The sequence below is a fragment of the Alcaligenes sp. HNGD-HTN06 genome (genome assembly GCF_049932565.1).
GTDB lineage: Bacteria > Pseudomonadota > Gammaproteobacteria > Burkholderiales > Burkholderiaceae_B > Alcaligenes > Alcaligenes ammonioxydans.
Window position 1 is genome coordinate 2758023 of sequence record NZ_CP187782.1, and the last position, 20289, is coordinate 2778311.

Below are 20289 nucleotides of genomic sequence, written 5' to 3' on the forward strand. Positions count from 1 at the left end.
ATCACAATGGCACACGATCCCAACAAAAAGCTCTTTATTTCCGACGTGACGCTGCGCGACGGCAGCCACGCCGTACGCCACCAATACAGCGTGCAAAACGCCATGGATATTGCCCGTGCCCTGGATCAGGCCAAGGTCGATTCCATCGAGGTCGCCCACGGCGATGGGCTGTGTGGCTCCAGCTTCAACTACGGTTTTGGCGCACACACCGATCTGGAATGGATTGAGGCGGTGGCCTCGGTTGTCACCCATGCCAGGATTGCCACCTTGCTGCTGCCAGGCATTGGCACCATCCACGATCTGAAAGCCGCTTATGACGCCGGTGCCCGCATTGTGCGGGTGGCCACACACTGTACCGAGGCTGACGTCAGCAAGCAGTACATCGAATATGCCCGCAATCTGGGGATGGATACGGTGGGCTTTCTGATGATGAGCCACATGACCACGCCTCAACATCTGGCCGAACAAGCCAAGCTGATGGAAAGCTACGGGGCCACCTGCTGCTACGTGGTCGACTCGGGCGGGGCCTTGAACATGAATGATGTGCGCGACCGTTTCCGCGCTTTCAAGGATGTGCTCAAGCCCGAAACCGAAACCGGCATTCACGCCCACCACAATCTGTCCCTGGGTGTGGCCAACAGCATTGTGGCCGTGGAAGAAGGCTGCGACCGCATTGATGCCAGCCTGGCGGGCATGGGTGCCGGAGCCGGCAATGCGCCGCTGGAAGTGTTTATTGCTGCCGCCGCACGCATGGGCTGGAACCATGGCACGGATCTGTACACCCTGATGGACGCAGCGGACGACATTGTGCGCCCCTTGCAGGATCGCCCGGTGCGCGTAGACCGCGAAACCCTGGCCCTGGGCTATGCCGGTGTGTACAGCAGCTTCTTGCGTCACAGCGAAGTAGCCGCCCAGAAATACGGTCTGAAAACCGTGGACATTCTGGTCGAGCTGGGCAAGCGTCGCATGGTTGGCGGCCAGGAAGACATGATTGTGGACGTGGCTCTGGACTTGCTGCAACGACAAGCCGCGACGGCCTGATTCCAAAAAATCGAAAAAAAAGCTCTACCCCGACTCACCGCCGCTTTAGCGCGCGGTGAGCGGATTTCTGCGCCCTGAATTCGGGGCGGGCAGGTCGCAGAAGCAATAAGAAAACGTCCCGGTCAACCGAGGAGACATTGCAATGACACAAACCCATGGCCGCAAGCATGCGGTCCTTACCGTGGCGATCTGCTTTCTGATCGCTGTTATCGAAGGCATGGACATTCAGGCCGCCGGCATCGCCGTGAAAGGCGTGGCAGCGGAGTTCGGACTGGATAAAACCTATCAGGGCTACTTTCTGAGTGCAGGCATTCTGGGGCTGCTGCCCGGTTCACTGATGGGCGGGCGCTGGGCAGATAAATACGGGCGCAAAGCCGTGCTGATTGCCTCGGTCGCCGTATTTGCCCTGTTTACCCTGTTCACTGCCTGGGTCAACAGCCTGGCTATCCTCCTGATGGTACGTTTTCTGGCCGGGGCTGGCCTGGGCGCAGCCATGCCCAACCTGATCACTCTGGCCGCCGAGTCGGTCAAGCCCGAACACCGTGCCCGTGCGGTAGGCATGATGTATGCGGGCATGCCGGTGGGGGCAGCCATCTTGTCGCTGGTCGCTGCCTCCAACTTCGGGGAAAACTGGAAAAACATCTTTTATCTGGGCGGTCTGCTGCCCCTGCTGGTCATCCCTGTCATGGTGTGGCTGTTGCCTGAATCACGCGAGTTTCTGCAGGCACGAGAAAGCCGAACCGCAGTTCAGGGACGCTTCCAAGATCTGTTCAGCAATGGTTTGGCCACCCGCACCCTGCTCTTGTGGGTCAGCTATTTTTTCACGCTGATGGTGGTGTATCTGATGCTGAGCTGGCTGCCTTCGCTGTTTCAGGAGCTGGGCTTTAGCCGCAAACAAGGCAGCACCGCCCAATTCTGGTTCATGGTCAGCGCAACCTTGGGTACGGTCCTGCTGGGCTATCTGACCGACCGCTGGAAAAAGGCGCTGGTCATTGCGCTGATGTACGGTGGCATTCTGGCTGGCCTGTTAAGTCTGAACGGAGCATCGGGCTTGGGACAGATGTATTGGGCCGCCGCCTTGACGGGTGCGTTTGTCATTGGTTGCCAAGGCGTCCTGTATGCTTTTGGCGGCATTGTCTACCCCACCGCCGTGCGTGCCACAGGGGTCGGCACCGCCGCTGCAGTAGGCCGCATCGGTGCCACCTTGGGTCCGACCATTGCAGGCATGCTGCTCAGCCAGGGCTATGGTGCTGCGGGCGTAATCAGCTCGGCCATTCCCTGCATTATCGTCTCGGCGCTGTGCATGTTGCTGGTGGTGCGTCAGATCAATCAGGAGCAGGCGCAGTCAATCAAGCGCCCAGCCCTGTCAGCCGTCAGCAAGGCCTGAACACAAACAGGACGGCCTCAGGGCAGAAGTGCAATCAGCAGGCAGCATCAGCCTCATTACCGGCCTGCGTGACTACAGATCTCTGACAGCAATACCACAAAGCGCCCCCTATCAATGAGGGCGCTTTTTTATGAGGCCAAGCGGGACGAACCAAGCTCTTATCCTGGCCTTTACTCTGGTCAATCCTCAGAGAATGGAAACAAGGATAAAGAATGACGATATACAATGGCCGACTCTTCTTGGCAGAAGTTTTCTATAGACCAGGCTTTCCCACCGCCAGGAAACGCAACAAGACGCCTGGCTCTGAACGGACACTCTAAAGATGGACACGGTATTACTTCTTCTGGCCGCCGCCATTGCTTTGCACTTGCTGCGGGCACGCTATCAACGCGGGCGCATTATCTTGCTGGGCCGCCACTTGAGCGGTTTCCAGCTGGAGCGTCACATGGAAACGCTGACAGAAGGCTATGCCCGCGCCATCGGTGAACAGGACCCCTCGCGCCAGCGTCAGGTTCTGGAAATGTTTGCGCAGACGGAAAATGCCGTAGCAAGCCAGGTTCAATCGTTGGCAGATCTACTGCAAAAGGAACCGGCCGAAAGCACCCGAATGGGCATGCTGCCTTTCTGTGTGCCTTATGTCGAACGCCTTCTCCCCTCCATGACACGGGACTTTCGTCAGCTTTTGCAGATTCATGCCGCCGGACTGCGCCATGTGGCAGACAATAGGGAGCAGTGGGACCCCAAAAGCCGGGCATTTCATCTGTCCGCAGAACTGTACCTGTTCCAACACAGTTGCCACTGGTTCTGCAAATCTCGCACAGTGGCCGATGCGCGTTTGCTGGCACGCCATAAAGTCACGCATCAAAAGGTTCTGGAGTCCGTCTGTGCACAGACCCGTAATGCGTATCTGCGCTGGCAGCAAAACACGAGCACGCCATAAACCCTCTTCTGTCCGCTGGAAAACCCTAGTGTTTTTCACGGCCGGGATTTTGTAGATTAAATAAGCAGACACCTGAGTCTGCCAAAACAGATGCATGCGCTGCCAAAGTTGCCAGCGACATGCAGGCAATAAAGCCTCACTCCCTTTGCACAAGGGGTGGGGCTTTTTTTGTGCGCGTCATTTGCGCATGCACGGTTTTGACAACGATAAGGAGAGGACAAATGACTGTAAGTGTCAAAGACACCCTGGCTGCAAAAGGGATACACCCAAGCCCCGAGCATCTGGCCAAGCTGGAGACCAAATGGCGTGAAATTCAGGCCATGAAGGGCAATCTGGAAGGGATCGCCATCGACGATGCCGACCTCGCGATCAAGCATCTGGCCGGAGGGGACCACCATGAATAAGGAACTGCTTGAACTCAGCGTGATTGAACTGGCGGATAAACTGCGCACCAAGGCGGTCTCCCCTGTCGAAGTCACTGACAACCTGCTGGCCTACATCGATCAGTCGAACCCGCAGACCAACGCCTACATTTCCATCACCGCCGAGCAGGCGCGCCAAAGCGCCCGTCAAGCCGAGCAAGACATCATGGCCGGCAAGTACAAGGGCGTATTTCATGGCGTGCCGCTGGCCCTGAAAGACAATATCTACTTTGCCAACGAGGTCACCACCATGGCCTCCAAAATCCACAAGGATTTCGTCTCCAAGGACGACGCAACAGTTGCCACCAAGCTGCGCGATGCCGGCGTAATTTTTACCGGCAAGCTGAACATGCACGAGTACGCCTGGGGCATCGACAACAACAACCCTCACTTTGGCCCCGTGCATAACCCCTGGAATCCAGACCGTGTGCCCGGTGGCTCCAGCGGTGGTTCGGGCGCTGCCGTGGCCTCACACAGTTCCTACAACACCCTGGGCACTGATACGGCCGGCTCCATCCGTATCCCCTCCGCCGCATGCGGTATCGTCGGTCTGAAGCCCACCCACGGGCGTGTGAGCAAGTTCGGCGTCTACCCGCTGGCCTGGACCCTGGACCACGTCGGCCCCATGTCCAAAACCGTGGCCGACGCCGCTGCCATGCTGGAAGTGATTGCTGGCTTTGATCCGCGCGACCCAACCTGCGCCAACGTCCCGGTCGGCTCCTACCTGAGCGCCCTGAACGGTGAGGTCAAAGGCCTGCGCATCGGTATCATTGAGGACTACTTCTTCAAAAACGTCGACTCGGGCATTGAAAAAGTCATCCGCGAGCGCCTGGCCGACCTGGAAAAACAGGGCGCCAAAGTCATCCCTCTGACCGTGCCTGCCCTGCGTTATTCCGAATGGGCCGAGCTGGCCGTCAGCCTGACCGAGGCTGCGACCATCCACCACCAGGACCTGATCAAACGTCCCAACGATTTCGGCGGTGACATTCGCTTCCTGTTTGAACTCGGTGAGCTGTTTAGCGGCATCGATTATTTGCAAGCCCAGCAAGTACGCCGCGCCCTTAAACAGCAATTTACCGGCACCTTCAGCGACGTAGACGTCATCATCGCTCCCACCCTGCCTTGCCAGGTGCCCGACATTGGCGTCGATACCGTCAACATTAATGGAAAAACGCTGGACTTCATCGACGAAGGCATCCGCTTTACCGGCCCCAGCAACCTGACTGGTCTACCGGCCGTCACGGTGCCCGCCGGTATCGCCAACGGTATGCCCGTAGGACTGCAAATCATCGGCCCCGCCTTTGAAGAAGCACGCATCCTGAATGTTGCCTACGCCGTGGAATCGATGAAACCCATGGCCGGACACCAGCCCGTTCTGAAGCCTTAAGCTGCCCCCTGCCCCCTCTGTACGCCTGGTCAGACGGGGCAGGGTTTTCACACCAGCACGCCGGTATCAGCAGACCCCCTGTGCTCTCCAGCCGCTGAATGACGCCGGTCAACTCCGGCAGATCTGGATGTCGCCATCCTGACCAGCAAGACCCTCCTAAGCGGCCGGCCTGCAGGCCCAAAAGAAAGACCGGCGCCCAGTCACGGGCGCCGGTCTTTCTTTCATCAGCAAACATTGTTTTGCGCCACCTAACACACCGTGGCAGCGATAACACGCAACGCCGCACCCCTCATCCACACAGCACGGCCAGAGCATGAATGTTTCATACTCGGCACTCCGTCACAATGTCATGCGCACCCGGTTTCAGGATTTGCGCGTCCGTCCTTTGGCCGTGCTGCGACCCGTGGCAGCGGACTTGCCCGCCACCTTTCCGGGTGCTGCGGTCCGGGTAGCACGGCTGGCAGTTTGCGGCGTCGTTTTGGTCGCGCTCCTGGGGGCCGCGGAAGCTCTCGCTTCAGGCGCGGGTTTGGCGACAACTGCAGCAGCCACTTCAGGACCAGACTGGGCAGCCGCGGGCGCAGCCACTTCAGGCGCCAGTTTGGTGCCCGCTGCGGTCTTTTTCACCGGAATACCTGCCCCAGTTTGAGCCAGTGGTGTCGACACAGCACCGGGCGGGGACCCGGGCACTGTCTCGCTCGTCGCCTTCGCTACCGGCGTGGCTGCTGTCCTTGCAAGCGGTGTGCTTTCAAGCGGTACGGACTGTTCTGCCTGCTCCCGCTGCCGGGCCGCCGTCTCGAACAAATCCAGCACCTCTTGCGAGGCCTTGGCCACCGCCGCAGGTGCCGCATCCTGCTCATCAATCGCACTGATCAGCTTCTTGATCAGGGACGCCACCAGACGAATTTCCTCCGGCGTATGTCTGCTCAGCAAGTGCGGAATCGCTTCCACCGCCTTATGGCCATGATGGGCCAGCACCAAGGCCTGCTCGCGAATCGCGGCACGCATTTTTTCAATATCAAACTTGCCGGCATCGTACTGCTCGCGCAAGCGCATGGCGGCATGGTGATAACGCTCGTCCACACTATTGCGCTGTTTGGCAATATGGAACAAACCGCGCAGCGCGGCTTCCAGCAAACCGCCTTCATTGAGCAGACCGTCCAGTCTGTGCATTTGCTCACGGACAAAAGCCAGATGCTCGGGTGAACTACCCGGATGCGGGCGCGCCGGCGTCGAATCACCGGGGGCGTGACCGGCCAGGGCCAGCAGCAAAGGCGAACCATACACCGTGTCAAACCAGATCTGATAGATGCTGTCACGACGATCGCGGTAGTTATCCAGAGCCCGTTCCATGGCCTGCGAGAAATTCTCTTGCGCTTGCAGCAGGGGGTTGTCCTGGTCCACCGCCTGACGCTGCTGGGCAATATTCTCGGCCCATTTATGAATCGTGTCCGCCCAAGGGTGAGCGCTGGTCCAGGACTCGTAAGACAGGCGCATAGGATGCAAGGCCTCCAGCAAGGCGGCGCTATACGGCGTGGACAGAGCCTTGACCCAAGGCTGCAAGGTGCTCTTGTAGAAAGCCAGATTAATCTCGGACAGACGCGCAGCAGCGGCAAAACGACGGTCCGACTCGGGGTCCGGCTGCACAATCTGCGCGATTTCAGCCAGACTACTCTGGCGCACTGACATCAGATACGGATCATTCAGCAAGGTGTCGTCGCCCGGAGTTTCCTCTACCGTGGCCCGGTAAATGCCAGCGGGCAACAGATCAATCTGATCGATGGTGCTGGCAAACTTGCGGTGTTCTTTGCTGCCCACACTGCCCGATACAAAAATGCCCAGGTGGCCGATACGATCATGCGTGGTGAACACGATGGTCTGGTCATGGCTGCGCACATCGTCATCGTCCAGATACAGGTCCGTGATCCAGCCCAGTGCCTGGGCCGGTGGCGTGATGTTGTCGCCAAAGGAGCTGAACACCACAATGGGCGAACGGATATTGCGCAGATCGATGCGAATGCCGTCCGAGGTCAGAAGCTGAGCCGTGGACAGTTTGTTGCCGATAAACAAGTTGTCCACGATGTACTGCATTTCCACATCATTCAGAAACACATAACCGCCCCAGTATTTCTCAAAGCCGATGTAGCGCTCAGCCTCCGTGTCCGCCTTGGCGTAAACGTGGTACTGCTTGGTCCACAAGGTATTGGCAGGGTCCAGATTCTCAAAATTCTTGACCAGCCACGCACCATCAAAACGGCCATGCCCCACATCACTGGTCAGGGCGGTCAGCCAACTGCCCCCGAGCAAACCGCCGGCATAGCGCATGGGATTGCGCCCCGCCCAATAAGACAGCGGGGCGCCAGCCAGAATCAACGGTCCAAACAGATCCGGCCAGACCGCGGCGGCCATCATGACCTGCCAGCCAGCCTGACAATTGCCAATGACCACCGGCTTACCCTGGCTGTCGGGGTGCAGCTCAGCTGCCTTGCTGACGAAGGCGGCGTGTGCGCGCATCACATCCTCGACCGTCTGGCCAGGTACAGGGTCAGGTAAAAAGCCCACAAAATAGCAAGGGTGCCCCGCTTTGAGCGCAGCACCAATTTCGCTGTCGGATTTGAATCCACCGATACCCGGCCCATGCCCGGCCCGGGGGTCCACCACCAGAAACGGGCGCTTGCCAGGGACGGTAGGCTGATCGTCGGGCGGCACAATCCGTACCATCAGATAGTTGACGGGTCGGGGAAGCGTCAGCCCCGACATGACCAGTTCCGCCGGAAAATTCAGCACATTGGGCACGTTCATCTTACGTTGGGCCTGGTACTGGTCCCCGACCTGACGTTCGATATCGGCATACAAAATGGCGCGCTGCCAGGCATCCACCCAGTACGAGGAGACGGTCTGACCCAGGTTCCAGGGATTCATCATCCAAGGGGACCACGCCGTGCTGTCGTCACGAGACTTATCTGTCATCATCTTCTCCCTTCATTCTGCTACCGGTTCATGCGGCCTCAATAGCGATAGCCACACCTTGACCGCCGCCAATGCACAAGGTGGCAAGACCCTTACGCGCACCGCGACGACGCATTTCATGAACCAAGGTGACCAGCACACGGGCGCCCGATGCACCAATGGGGTGACCTAAAGCGATGGCCCCACCATTGACATTGACCTTGTTCATGTCCCACTGCAAATCCTTGGCCACGGCGAGCGATTGGGCGGCAAAGGCTTCATTGGCCTCGATCAGGTCCAGCTCGTTCAGGTCCCAGCCTACCTGCTTCAAGACCTTGCGGCTGGCCGACACAGGGCCAATCCCCATGATGGCTGGATCTACCCCGGTGCTGGCCCAGCCCCGAACCCATGCCAATACGGGTAGGCCCAATGCCTTGGCCTTGTCGGCGCTGGCCAGCAAAAGCACGGCGGCACCGTCATTAATGCTTGAGGCGTTGCCCGCCGTGACGGTGCCCTCTTTCTTGAAGGCAGGGCGCAATTTGGCCAACGACTCCAGCGTGGTTTGCGCACGAGGTTGCTCATCGGTCTCCACACGCAGCGGGTCACCCTTACGCTGAGGCACCTCAATCGGGGTGATTTCTTCCTTGAAACGTCCCGCTTGCAGGGCAGCCACGGCTCTGCGCTGGGACTCAAGGGCAAACGCATCTTGCTGCTCGCGGCTGATGCCGTAACGATCGGCCAGATTTTCTGCCGTAATGCCCATATGGTAGTTGTGAAACGCGTCTGTCAAACCATCACGCAGCAAGGTGTCATCCATCATGGCATGGCCCAGGCCCAAACCTGTACGCGCCTTGTGAACGGCAAACGGGGCCAGACTCATGCTTTCCTGTCCACCGGCAAGAACCAGATCGGCGTCACCTGCAGCAATGGCCTGCGCCGCCAGATGGACCGCCTTCAAGCCCGAACCACACAGCTTGTTGAGCGACATGGAGGGCACCTCGTAGGGCAGACCCGCATTCACGGCAGCCTGACGGGCCGGATTCTGGCCTGCGCCGGCGGTCAGGACCTGGCCCAGAATGACCTCGTCAATCTGATCGGCGGCTACGCCCGTCGCCTGGAGCACGGCACGAATCAATTGGGCGCTCAAATCGTGGGCGGGCACCGTGGACAGCCCCCCCTGAAAACGGCCGATGGGGGTACGGGTCGCGGCAAGAATCGCGATATCTTTGTGCATATCCATTCCTTTCCTAAGTCACAGGCCCGACAAGCGGGCCCCCTACAGGCAGCCAGTGGTCAGCGTCAGGATCAGTACATATGCTGGCCGCCATTCATGGCGACGTTACTGCCTGTCATAAAACCAGCCGCTTCGCTGGCAATAAAGGTCACCAACGCGGCAATTTCCTCGGGCTGTCCCAAACGGCCCACCGGAATGCCCGCGATAATGCTGTTGCGCACATCCTCGGGCACCGCCATGACCATCTTCGTGGCCAGATAGCCGGGAGAGACGGTGTTGACGGTCACACCCTTGCGTGCCACTTCCTGTGCCAGCGCCTTGGTAAAACCATGCATGCCCGCCTTGGCAGCCGAATAATTGGTCTGGCCAAACTGTCCCTTGCTGCCGTTGATGGAGGAGATGTTGATCACCCGGCCCCAGCCGCGCTCGAGCATGCCATCGATAAAGGGCTTGGTCACGTTAAACACCGAGTCCAGATTGACCCGCAAGACCTCGTCCCACTTGTCCTTGCTCAGCTTGCGAAAAGTGCCGTCACGGGTAATGCCGGCATTGTTGATGAGGATGTCAACGTGCTGGCCGTCCTTTTCAATGGCCTGGGCCATCTGCTGGCAAGACTCGAAATCGGCAACATCAACGTGATAGCCCTGAAACTCATAACCGGCCTCGGCCTGTTCCTTGAGCCAGACCTGGGCATCGGCCTCGCTGCGCGAGTGGGTCACCAGTACCCGATGACCCGCATCATGCAGGGCACGGGCGATCTCTTGACCCAGACCGCCCATCCCTCCCGTCACCAACGCCGTGCGTTTAACCGTAGACATACCGCTTATGCTCCCTTTTGAGTGTCAGAGGCGCTGGCAGCATTTGCCCAAGGCGCGCCCCACTGCTTGAAAATATCCATGACCGGTACTGCAGCACTGGTCTCGCTGACCACGGCCAGCACCGACTTTTGCCAGGCTTCCAGCGCTTCTTGCAAACCGGAGGTGAACTTGGTCTGGTTCTCAATAGCCAGCTGGTTGATGGCCTGGCTGTCATTGACCCCGTGCTGGAACAGACGCCAGAACGTGTCGGCCGGCAGAGTTGCCAACGACTGCCAGTTGCCGGTTTGCAGCAAGTTCTCAATCTCAGCCGTGGTCTGCTCCACGCTTCTCAGGCTGCTTTTCTGTACGGACTCCAGCCAGCGGTGACCGCCCTCCTGCAACAGGCGCGTGATACGCAATTGCAGCTCGACATTGGCCTTGTACAGGTCCAGGGGAAGTGTCTCCATGCTCATCGAAATCTCCTTAAAGGAAAAAAGTGCCCCCTGACGGGGCCCAGTCCATCAAGCCATCTGAGAGATGGTGTTACGAAAACGCCGTAGCGACAGAACGAACAAAACCGTCCCGATCACCAACAGGGCCAAAAAGGGTTGCCACACCGTTTCAATACCGGCACCACGGAACAAAATGGCCTGCCCTAACGACACAAAATGCGTGGTGGGGGCAAGCTGCATCAGATGCTGCACAATTTCAGGCATGCTTTCACGGGGCGTGCGCCCGCCCGAGAGCAGGTTCATGGGCAGCAGGGTCAGCATCAGCAACAGGCCAAACTGGGGCATGCTGCGCGACAAGGTCGCCAGATAGATACCCATGGAAGTCATGGCAAACAGACACAGCACTGCGCCGCACAGAAACAGCGCAATGGAACCTTCAATCGGCACACCCAGCAGACCTTGCACCACAAACTTGAGCGATGCAGCCGTGGCGATCAGAACCACCAGCCCCATGGCCGTCACTTTGGAGGCCATAATCTCGCCCGGCGTGACGGGCATCACCAGCAAGTGTTCAATGGTGCCGTGCTCGCGCTCTCTGATCAGGGCAGCCCCGGTGAGAATAATGGACAGCATGGCAACCGAGTTGATGACTTCGGCAATACTGCCAAACCAGGCTTTTTCCAACGTGGGGTTAAAGCGGACACGCAAGGCCAGGTCCACCGGCAAGGTGTCAACGCTGCGGTAGCGCCGCACGAATTCGTTGACCTCACCCATTACCACCTGCTGGATATAGTTATTGCCGGTAAAGGCCTGGCTCATGCGAGTGGCATCAATATTGAGCTGCACCTCGGGGCTACGCCCCGCCAGGACATCGCGCTGAAAATTGGGAGGAATGTTCAGCACAAAAGTGAACTGCCCAGTGTCCATACCCGAATCCATTTCGCCGTATTCGATCATGTGCGGGCGAATGAACTCCGGCGGATAAAAGGCCGACGCAATACGGGCCGACAAGGGGCTCTGGTCCTGATCCACAATTGCGATAGGCGCATTGTTCAAGGTTTCCGGCTGGGCAGTGGCCGAGGTGTAAATCGAGACCGAGAACACGTACACAATCAGCAGCAGCATCATGGGATCACGCCATAGACTCCAGAGCTCCTTGCGACCCAGCAACAGTACATTCTTGAGTTTTCTCATCTCAGCTCTCCTGCTTTCTGAGCAGCATGACCGCAGCGCCCAACACCACCGGGATGGCCAGCAACAAGGCAAACAGGGCGCCATGCAGGTCTGAGAAGGTCAAGGCCTTGTTAAACACCCCACGACTGATGTTGAACATATGCGTGGCAGGGTAAAGCTCGCCCGCCCAGCGACTGAGACCTTGCATAGAGGACACCGGATTCAGCAAGCCGGACAGTTGGGTGGCGGGCAGCATGGTGCCAATCATGGCAAAAAACATGGCGGCAATCTGACTGCGAGTCACGGTAGAAGCCAGCAGCCCCATGCCGGTCGAAATCACGCAAAACATCAAGGTCGCCAGACTCAGGGTTAGAAAGCTGCCCTTGATGGGTACATCGAATATCGTGATGGCCAGCAAGCACATGCACAAAAAGTTGACCATCGCCAGGCCAATATAGGGAATCTGCTTGCCCAGCAGGAATTCCACGCGCGTAACCGGGGTCACGTAGAGATTGATGATGGAGCCCAGCTCTTTTTCACGTACCACAGACAGCGCGGTCAGCATGGCCGGCAACATCAACAAGAGCACAGGAATGACGGCCGGAACCATCGCAGGAAGGCTCTTGACATCGGGGTTGTAACGGTAGCGGTCCTGGATACTGGCGGGCGTCACCAGCGCCCCTGCTCCCAAACGTTCTTTGGCCTGCGTAATCAGCCACTGCTGATGCATGGCTTTCACATAGCCCTGGATGGTCTCAGCACGGGTGGGCATGGAGCCATCCACCCAGGCGGCAATTTCAGGATTGCTGCCACGCAACACATCGCGACCAAAGCCCGGCGGAATCTCAATGGCCAGGGCAATCTTGCCGCGTCGCATTCTATCGTCCAGATCCTGATAATCCGTCAGCGGCGGCTGCTCCAGAAAATAGCGCGACCCTGACAGATTCAAGGCGTAGTTCTGACTGATGCTGGTCTGATCACGGTCCAGTACCGCATAGCGCAAATCCTCCACGTCCAGAGTAATGCCAAAACCCATCACAAACAGAAGAATCAGGGAACCGGCCAGAGCCAGGGTTGCCCGCACCGGATCACGGCGCAGCTCCAGCGTTTCGCGCCAGGTGTAACTCAACAGACGCTGCAGACTGAAACGCTCCTGATGCTCCTGCTGCTCGGGCGCTTCGACAAGCGTCGTCTGTTCGGTCGCGGGCTCGGCCTGCGGCTCGGGGCCACTGGCCTCGAGCAGGTAGCCGATAAAAGCCTCCTCCAGCGTGGCCGCTCCCCGTTTTTTCACCAGATTGGCGGGCGTGTCGCTATCGAGCACTTTACCGGCATGCATCATGGACATGCGGTCACAACGCTCGGCCTCGTTCATGAAGTGGGTGGAAATAAAAATGGTGACCTTGTCCCGTCGGGACAGCTCGATCAGCAAACGCCAGAAATTGTCGCGCGCCACCGGGTCCACCCCCGAAGTTGGCTCATCCAGAATCAGTAGCTCGGGCTTGTGGACCATCGCCACCGCCAGAGACAGGCGCTGACGCATGCCCAACGGAATGGCATCGGGCAGGCGATCCAGAATCTGGCCCAGCTCAAAGCGCTCCACCATTTCAGCGACACGCGCTTGCACCTGGTCATCAGGAACGTGGAAAAGCTGGGCATGCAGCACCAGGTTTTGTCGAACCGTCAGCTCGCCGTACAGGGAGAACGCCTGCGACATGTAACCCACACGACGGCGGGTATCGATGTCTTTGGGATTGACTTCGTGACCAAACAGCCAGGCCTGACCCTCTGAAGCCGGCAGCAGGCCCGTCAGCATCTTCATGGTGGTGGACTTGCCGCAACCATTCGAGCCCAAAAAACCAAAAATCTCGCCACGCCGGATGCGAAACGATACATGGTCCACGGCGGTAAAGTCGCCGAAACGGATGGTCAGTCCTTCGGCCTCAATGGCGATATCGTTCGCATCCACATCCAGTGGTGGTATCACAACCTCCTGGTGGCCCTGACGCTTGTCCTCGGGCAAGAGGCGAATAAAAGCCTGCTCCAGATTTTTGCTCTGTGTGCGTTCCAGCAATTCCCGGGGTGAACCCGTTGCCAGAATCCGCCCATCATCCATGGCCACCAGCCAGTCAAAGCGCTGAGCCTCATCCATATAGGCGGTGGCCACAATCACGCTCATGCCTGGGCGCTCACGTCGTATGCGCTCGATCAGGTCCCAGAACTGTTTGCGGGCCAGGGGGTCCACGCCGGTGGTGGGCTCGTCCAGCAGCAAGAAATCCGGGTCATGAATCAGCGCGCAACACAGCCCCAACTTTTGCTTCATGCCACCCGAGAGCTTGCCAGCCGGGCGCGTCAAAAAAGGATACAGTCCCGTGCTGCGTGTCAGATCGTCAATCCGGCGGCGGCGCTCGGCGGCATTGTGCCCAAATAAACGGCCAAAAAACTGCAGGTTCTCTTCCACCGACAAGGTGGGGTACAAATTTTTGCCCAGCCCCTGGGGCATGTAGGCGATGCGCGGGCAAATCTTATCGCGATGGCTTTTATCTGCCATATCGCCGTCCAGTACCTCAATGTGGCCTTCCTGAATCACGCGTGCGCCGGCCAGCAAGGACAGCAAGCTGGACTTGCCCACACCATCCGGACCAATCAGTCCGACCATGCAAGCGGCAGGAACATCCAGGCTTAAACGGTCCAGGGCGAGCGTATCGCCATAACGCTGACTGAGCTCCGTTACACGAGCAACAGCCGTCGCTTGCTGCTTGGGCATGGTTTACTCCGTCAGGGTGGAAGTCAGCGACTCAGGCCAGCTGGCATTGGGGTCCAGCTTCACCCAGGCCACCCCAGGCAGGCCTGTCTTGACTTGCTCCAGGTGTTTTTTCAACAGCTCTGGAGCAATCTGAGCCTTGACACGAAACATCAGTTTTTGACGTTCTGACGCCGTCTCGACACTCTTGGGCGTGAACTGGGCCGAGCTGGCAACAAACGACACGGTGGCAGGAACAGGCATATCGGGGATCGCATCGAGCACCAGACGCACTTCGGAGCCCAGGGCCACCTTGCCCGCCACTTCACTAGGCAGAAAGAAGGTCATGTACACATCGGACAAATCCAGCACATTGAGCACCCGTCCCCCGGCCCCCAGCACCTCACCAGGCTGGGCAACCCGAAACTGCACCCGTCCATCGCGCGGACTGACCAGCTCACTGTCGCGCAAGTCCGCTTCGATGCGGGCAACCGCGGCATGGGCGGCCTCAACCGCAGACTGGGCGCCGATCAACTGGGCCTTGGCCGCATTGATGGCAGCAACCGCCGCATTGGCTTGCGCTTGACTGGCAGCAACAGCTGCCTGAGCGCCCCGCACGCGGGCGCGGTCATCGTCCAGTTCCTGCACCGACGCGGCCCCTTCTTTGGACAAGGTGGTGGAACGAGCCAGACGACGCTGGGCAGCATCCAGTTCGGACTCACGCTGCCCGACCATCGCCTTGGCGGCAATCGCATCGCTTTCACGCAGTGCCACCTGGGCCTGCGCAACGGCCACATTGTTCTCAGCCTGCCGCAAACCGGCAACAGCCTCATCACGGGCAGCCTCCAGACTGTCTTGCTGCATGACAGCCAGCACTTCGCCTTTCTTCACAAAGTCGCCTTCGCGGGCCTCAATGCTCTGGATACGGCCGGCAAACTTGGTGGAGATATCAATCTCGGTCGCCTCGATACGACCATTACCGCTGACAAAGCCGTCACCCGGACCGGTATTGGACATTTTCTGCCATGCCCACCAACCCAGGCCTAGAACCCCGGCAACAATCAGGACAGGAACAATGTTTTTTTTCAAGGTAGAGGGTGTGCTCATAACTGGCTCGAAGATGAATCCGATTGAGAAGGGATAGAAATGTTTGTCAGGGTGTCGGCGGGGTCCAAGCCACCGCCCAGGGCGCTGTACAGCGCAATCTGACTGGCTAGCAGTGCGCGGCGCGTTTGCACCACCTGCTGCTCCACATCCAGCAAGTCTCGTTGCGCATCCAGCACTTCCAGATAAGCAGCCGACCCATTGTCGTAGCGCATCTGCGCTAAACGGGCGCGCTCGGTCTGGGCCTGACGGGCGACCAATTGGACCTCCAGCTGCTGACTTAACCAGCGACGCGCCGACAAGGCGTCCGAGACTTCACGGAAGGCACTCTGAATGGCTTTCTCGTACTCCGCCACTCGTATGTCACGGCGTACATAAGCCGCATCCAGGTTGGCACTGCGGCGGCCGCCATCAAAAATAGGCAGGGAAATGGTAGGAGCGAATGTCCAGGCCTTGCTGCCGGAATCGAACAAACCGTCCAACTCAGCGCTGGCCGTGCCGAAACTGCCCGTCAAGGCAATGCGTGGGAAAAAGGCCGCACGCGCCGCTCCAATGTTGGCATTGGCGGCGCGCAATGTATGCTCCGCGGCAATAATATCCGGCCGCCACAGCATCAGGTCCGAAGGTAAACCAGGGGCCAGCTCGGCCAACATCACGTTCTCGTTGAGCGGAGCGCCGCTCAGGGGGACGCCCGGGTCCGCGCCCAGAAGTTGCTGCAGGGCATGCACTTGTACCGCCCGCTGCTGCTCCAGTTGAGCCAGTAGCGACTGAGCCTGTGTCAGCAAGGTTTGCACCTGGGTGACATCCAGCCTGGAGGTGGCCCCCACCTCGTAGCGGCGGGAAAAGATACGATAGGACTCCTGACGGCTCTCGACACTTTTGCGGGCAATCTGTACGCGTTCATCCAGTTCGCGCACGACCAGATAGTTATTGGCTACTTGCGAGACCAAGGCCACATGCACCGCCTGACGACCCGCCTCACTTGCCAGCCAGCCCTGCAACGCTGCATCTTCCAGGCTGCGCACCCGTCCCCATAAGTCCAGCTCCCACGTGGTCAAACCGATCTGCGCACGGTAATCCCCGCCTGTAACGGCCTGCCCGGAGGGATTCATATCGCCCGGCACACGCGACCGGGCTGTCTGACCGCCCACCGTAAACGCCGGAAAACGCTCGCTACGCTGCAAGTTCAGCGCGGCGCGCGCTTCCTCAACCCGTAACACGGCCACTCGCATATCGCGGTTATTGGCCAATGCGGTTTCAATCAGCTTGCTCAGAACCGGATCTTTAAAGTACTGACGCCACCCCAGGTCCCGCGCCCGCACCGCCTCGGCCTGCCCTGCGGACAGATCCGGATAGGCGTGCGGAACAGGGGATGCGGGCTGAACATAATCGGGCGCCATCGAGGCACAACCTGCCAGCGTGACCAGCAAGGCAGCCAGCGCGAAATAAGGACGACGCGCAACGCTTTGATGCTTGATACTCACATCGTGGGTCTGTGGAGCCATTTGGAAACATGCCTAATGAGAAAAAAGAAAACTGCCGTCAAGGCAATACAGCATGTCAGCAACTGGCGTTGCGCCGGTTGCCGACCTGGAACAAAGCGGCAAGCTCACAGTTGTGCAAGCTTGTATGACCAGACTGCTTACTTCATCAATACGTATTGACCGGGCGCGGGGCCTAGAGGGGCGTAACCCTGCTTGGCGGCACCCATCTGCGGTGGCTTTTTTGTTTGCGCGCCCGAGCGCGCTTTCAGCCATGCACTCCAAGCGGGCCACCAGGAACCTGAATGCGAAGCGGCTTGTGCCTGCCACTCGTCCACCAAAACAGGCGCTGTGCCTGCTGCACGGGTATGAATCTGATAATGACGGCGCGGATGGCCCGGTTCGCTGACGATTCCGGCGTTATGACCGCCTGTGGTCAAAACAAACGTGATCTCGGCAGGCACCAGATAATGCAGCTTATAAACAGAGCGCCAGGGGGCAACATGATCAGAAACAGTGCCGACGCAAAAAATAGGCAAATTAATGTGCGCAAGAGAAACGATACGACCTTCCACCGGATAACGGTTTTGACTTAAATCATTATTCAAATACATGCGCCGCAAATATTGCGAATGCATGGTGGCAGGCATACGGGTAGCGTCCGCATTCCAAGCCATCAGATCGTTAAGCGGACGGCGTTCACCCAATAAATACTTATTGACCAAAGGCGCCCATACCAAATCCGCGGAACGTAGAAGCTGAAAGGCCACTTCCATCTGATTGGCGCGTAAATACCCTTCATCGGCCATCTGGGCTTCCAGCAGACTGACCTGGCTTTCGTCGATGAACAAGGACAAATCGCCCGGCTCTGAAAAGTCCGTCTGCGCAGCAAAGAAGGTCAGGGAAGCGAGGCGCTCATCGCCATCCCGTGCCATGGCGGCTGCCGCGATCGCCAGCAGGGTGCCGCCCAGGCAATAGCCCGTAGCATGAATTTTCTGGCCGGGGACAATCGCGTTGATCGCATCAAGGCTGGCTTTCCAGCCCAGACGAATGTAATCGTCCATGCCAAAAGCATGATCCTGGGCCTGGGGGTTCTTCCAGGACACGCAAAATACGGTATGGCCTTGATCTACCAAGTATTTAATCAGGGAGTTATGGGCCGACAGGTCTAGAATGTAGTACTTCATGATCCAGGCCGGAACAATCAAAACGGGTTCCGGGTGGACCTGCTTGCTGCTGGGCGCATACTGAATCAGCTCGGCCAGCTCGTTGCGCAACACCACCTTGCCGGGTGTAGCGGCCACATCCTTTCCTACCTGAAAATCCTCGGTCCCGACAGGCGGCTCACCCGCTAGTTGGGCCTGCATATCCTGCTGCCAGTTCTCCAGACCGCGACTGAAATTCGCGCCCTGCTCGGCCAGGGTTCTGTCCCATACCAGGGGGTTGGTCCAGGCAAAATTGCTGGGACTCAGCATGTTCAGCCATTGCTCGGCACCAAAAGCGACCAGCTTTTGATGATGCGGCTCAACGCCAGCCACTCCTTCAGTGGCACTTTGCCACCATTGCTGCTGCGCCTGATAGGTCTGTCGCAATAAATTGAATGGCCAACGGTCCCATGCAGGATCAGAAAACCGACGGTCGGCAACAGCAGCAGACGACGGGGTCTGAACAGAGGCGTGAGCAGGAAGTTGAGCCGCCGCTGCCAGCTCTTGGCTCCATTCGCGAAACAACTGCTCCCACTGGCGTTGAGCCAGTTGTCTGAGCTGCTCCTGTTTACCTGGGCTCAAACCCAGATGGCGTATCCAGTCCATCCAGGCTAGAAACTGCGATTCAGGAGAGAGCGAGCTCCAGATACGAGCCCAAGCGGCTCGTGCGGATGCGTCCAGATGCTCAGTCTGATCAGGGGACTGCCTACTCACCATTGTCACTCCGCAAAAAGTACATCCAAAGAAAAAGCAGATACGACCGCTTAGTCTTTTTGATAATACACCAGTTTACATCTAAACTTTTTGCATGCAGGCCTTTTAACAAAAACCTATAAAAAACCTTTGCGTTAGATCAAGCTCATGACACATAAAAACACAACATCCAAGCTGCACTTGTTGTTATACCGTGCCTGAAATGAAATAGGGAAATAAAACGGAAATGAAAATAAATAAACCTTCCCTAAAAAGGGAAGAAACCTAAAAGAAAAACCAATGAAATCTATTGAAACAAATACGGTTTTAAAGTCAGGACAGAACTATTATTTCTGCCGCCATATGACAAAACAAGCATGTGCCCAGGACACGCTTACCTTCTGGCAAACCGGGGCCCGAAACTGACGGCCTGATATACTGCAGGCCCCATCTCTTGCCCATCCCTACAGGATGACATGACAGACTCACCTAGCAATAAATCGACAAAAAACGAAAGCACAAACAAGCGACGCTACCTGTCCTCGGCCGAGCGCAAACGCGAAATTCTGAGCGCCGCCTTTGAAGAGTTTTCTCACCGGGGATTTCTGGGTACCTCGCTGGAACGCATCGCGGCCCGCGCCGGCATTTCCAAGTCCGGAATTTACGCGCACTACAGCAGCAAAGACGAGGTATTCGAGGACATGCTTCGCCACACTCTGCTGCCTGCTCAAGGCCATGCCTTCGAACTATCGGATTCTTACCAGGCCGATACTTTGTCCTGTATCGTGGACGAGTATCTCAAGCAACTGTATGAACGTCTGTCCAGCCCGGATGTGCAAGCCATGTTCAGGCTATTGATGACAGAAAGCGGTCGAGTGCCTGATCTGGCGCATTACTGGGGCAAGCAGCTCCTGAGCCAGAACTACATGGCTAACCAGGCTTTCTTTGAAGCGGGAATACAGCGTGGGCTCATCCGCCCCGATGTCAGCGCCTCGGACTACACGCTGGCTGCCTCGCCCTCCCTGATGTGGCTGATGGTCCTGCTGGTCCTGGGACCGGAAAACTCGCCCGTGGCCTTTGAAGAAGTCCGTCTGTTGCACAAGCGCCTGCTGATGGAACAACTGCAACCCACCGCTTAAATGGGATCGGTCAGCCCAGCCCCAGGCGCCGGGCTGCTGCAAACCGCAAGCGGGGGTGCAATCGCCCCACTCCTGCGTTGAGCCATAAGCCTTATCAAGCCAGACATATAAGGCGGTCGGGCGCCCACGCTACACTGGCGACCGGTAC

General features: G+C 58.2%; 15 protein-coding genes. 6 read left to right on the forward strand and 9 right to left on the reverse strand.

The genetic code is table 11. The features are described from left to right. The first annotated feature begins 6 nt into the window (after positions 1-6). The 5 genes from dmpG (at position 7) to ACOZ42_RS12690 (ending at position 5177) form a co-directional block, all read left to right on the forward strand. Positions 7-1041: a 4-hydroxy-2-oxovalerate aldolase gene (gene dmpG / locus ACOZ42_RS12670; RefSeq protein ID WP_003803248.1), complete on the forward strand. Its 1035-nt coding sequence runs from the start codon at positions 7-9 to the stop codon at positions 1039-1041. 142 nt (positions 1042-1183) lie between these two features. Beyond that, complete coding sequence (mhpT, locus tag ACOZ42_RS12675) at positions 1184-2428, forward strand: 3-(3-hydroxy-phenyl)propionate transporter MhpT (protein WP_003803244.1); 1245 nt, start codon at positions 1184-1186, stop codon at positions 2426-2428. A 322-nt stretch (positions 2429-2750) separates the two neighbouring features. Beyond that, positions 2751-3368 (forward strand): hypothetical protein, encoded by a 618-nt coding sequence (locus ACOZ42_RS12680; protein ID WP_426345225.1) that lies wholly within the window; start codon positions 2751-2753, stop codon positions 3366-3368. Between the two features lie 221 nt (positions 3369-3589). Next, a complete protein-coding gene (locus ACOZ42_RS12685) occupies positions 3590-3772 on the forward strand; it encodes a hypothetical protein (RefSeq protein WP_003803240.1) in 183 nt (60 codons plus the stop codon). Then, positions 3765-5177, forward strand: a complete 1413-nt coding sequence (locus tag ACOZ42_RS12690; RefSeq protein ID WP_003803238.1) for an Asp-tRNA(Asn)/Glu-tRNA(Gln) amidotransferase GatCAB subunit A — start codon at positions 3765-3767, stop codon at positions 5175-5177. Before ACOZ42_RS12685 ends, ACOZ42_RS12690 begins: the two co-directional genes overlap by 8 nt. Positions 5178-5540: 363 nt before the next feature. Here the strand turns inward: ACOZ42_RS12690 and ACOZ42_RS12695 are convergent, their stop codons facing one another. From ACOZ42_RS12695 to ACOZ42_RS12735, 9 genes are all read right to left on the reverse strand, one after another. Continuing rightward, positions 5541-8144, reverse strand: coding sequence for a DUF3141 domain-containing protein (locus ACOZ42_RS12695; protein WP_426345226.1), 2604 nt, complete (start codon positions 8142-8144; stop codon positions 5541-5543). Positions 8145-8172: 28 nt separating this feature from the next. After that, positions 8173-9357 carry an acetyl-CoA C-acetyltransferase gene (locus ACOZ42_RS12700; protein ID WP_240209417.1) on the reverse strand — a complete coding sequence of 395 codons (1185 nt, stop codon included), beginning with the start codon at positions 9355-9357 and terminating at the stop codon, positions 8173-8175. A gap of 71 nt (positions 9358-9428) precedes the next feature. Further along, complete coding sequence (gene phbB, locus ACOZ42_RS12705) at positions 9429-10175, reverse strand: acetoacetyl-CoA reductase (protein ID WP_039943686.1); 747 nt, start codon at positions 10173-10175, stop codon at positions 9429-9431. 5 nt (positions 10176-10180) lie between these two features. Then, positions 10181-10621, reverse strand: coding sequence for a phasin family protein (locus ACOZ42_RS12710; protein WP_230406189.1), 441 nt, complete (start codon positions 10619-10621; stop codon positions 10181-10183). A gap of 54 nt (positions 10622-10675) precedes the next feature. Next, entirely contained in the window at positions 10676-11800 is a 1125-nt protein-coding gene (locus tag ACOZ42_RS12715) for an ABC transporter permease (RefSeq protein ID WP_003803229.1), read from the reverse strand. A 1-nt stretch (position 11801) separates the two neighbouring features. Beyond that, positions 11802-14543 carry a ribosome-associated ATPase/putative transporter RbbA gene (gene rbbA / locus ACOZ42_RS12720; protein WP_426345227.1) on the reverse strand — a complete coding sequence of 914 codons (2742 nt, stop codon included), beginning with the start codon at positions 14541-14543 and terminating at the stop codon, positions 11802-11804. Positions 14544-14546: 3 nt separating this feature from the next. Continuing rightward, positions 14547-15626 carry an HlyD family secretion protein gene (locus ACOZ42_RS12725; RefSeq protein WP_003803225.1) on the reverse strand — a complete coding sequence of 360 codons (1080 nt, stop codon included), beginning with the start codon at positions 15624-15626 and terminating at the stop codon, positions 14547-14549. Continuing rightward, positions 15623-17128 carry an efflux transporter outer membrane subunit gene (locus ACOZ42_RS12730; protein WP_003803222.1) on the reverse strand — a complete coding sequence of 502 codons (1506 nt, stop codon included), beginning with the start codon at positions 17126-17128 and terminating at the stop codon, positions 15623-15625. The genes ACOZ42_RS12725 and ACOZ42_RS12730 overlap by 4 nt, the downstream gene beginning before the upstream one ends. A gap of 137 nt (positions 17129-17265) precedes the next feature. After that, positions 17266-19026: an alpha/beta fold hydrolase gene (locus ACOZ42_RS12735; RefSeq protein ID WP_039943683.1), complete on the reverse strand. Its 1761-nt coding sequence runs from the start codon at positions 19024-19026 to the stop codon at positions 17266-17268. A 452-nt stretch (positions 19027-19478) separates the two neighbouring features. Between ACOZ42_RS12735 and ACOZ42_RS12740 the strand changes: the two genes are divergently transcribed. Next, positions 19479-20141, forward strand: coding sequence for a TetR/AcrR family transcriptional regulator (locus ACOZ42_RS12740; RefSeq protein ID WP_003803218.1), 663 nt, complete (start codon positions 19479-19481; stop codon positions 20139-20141). Positions 20142-20289: the final 148 nt, after the last annotated feature.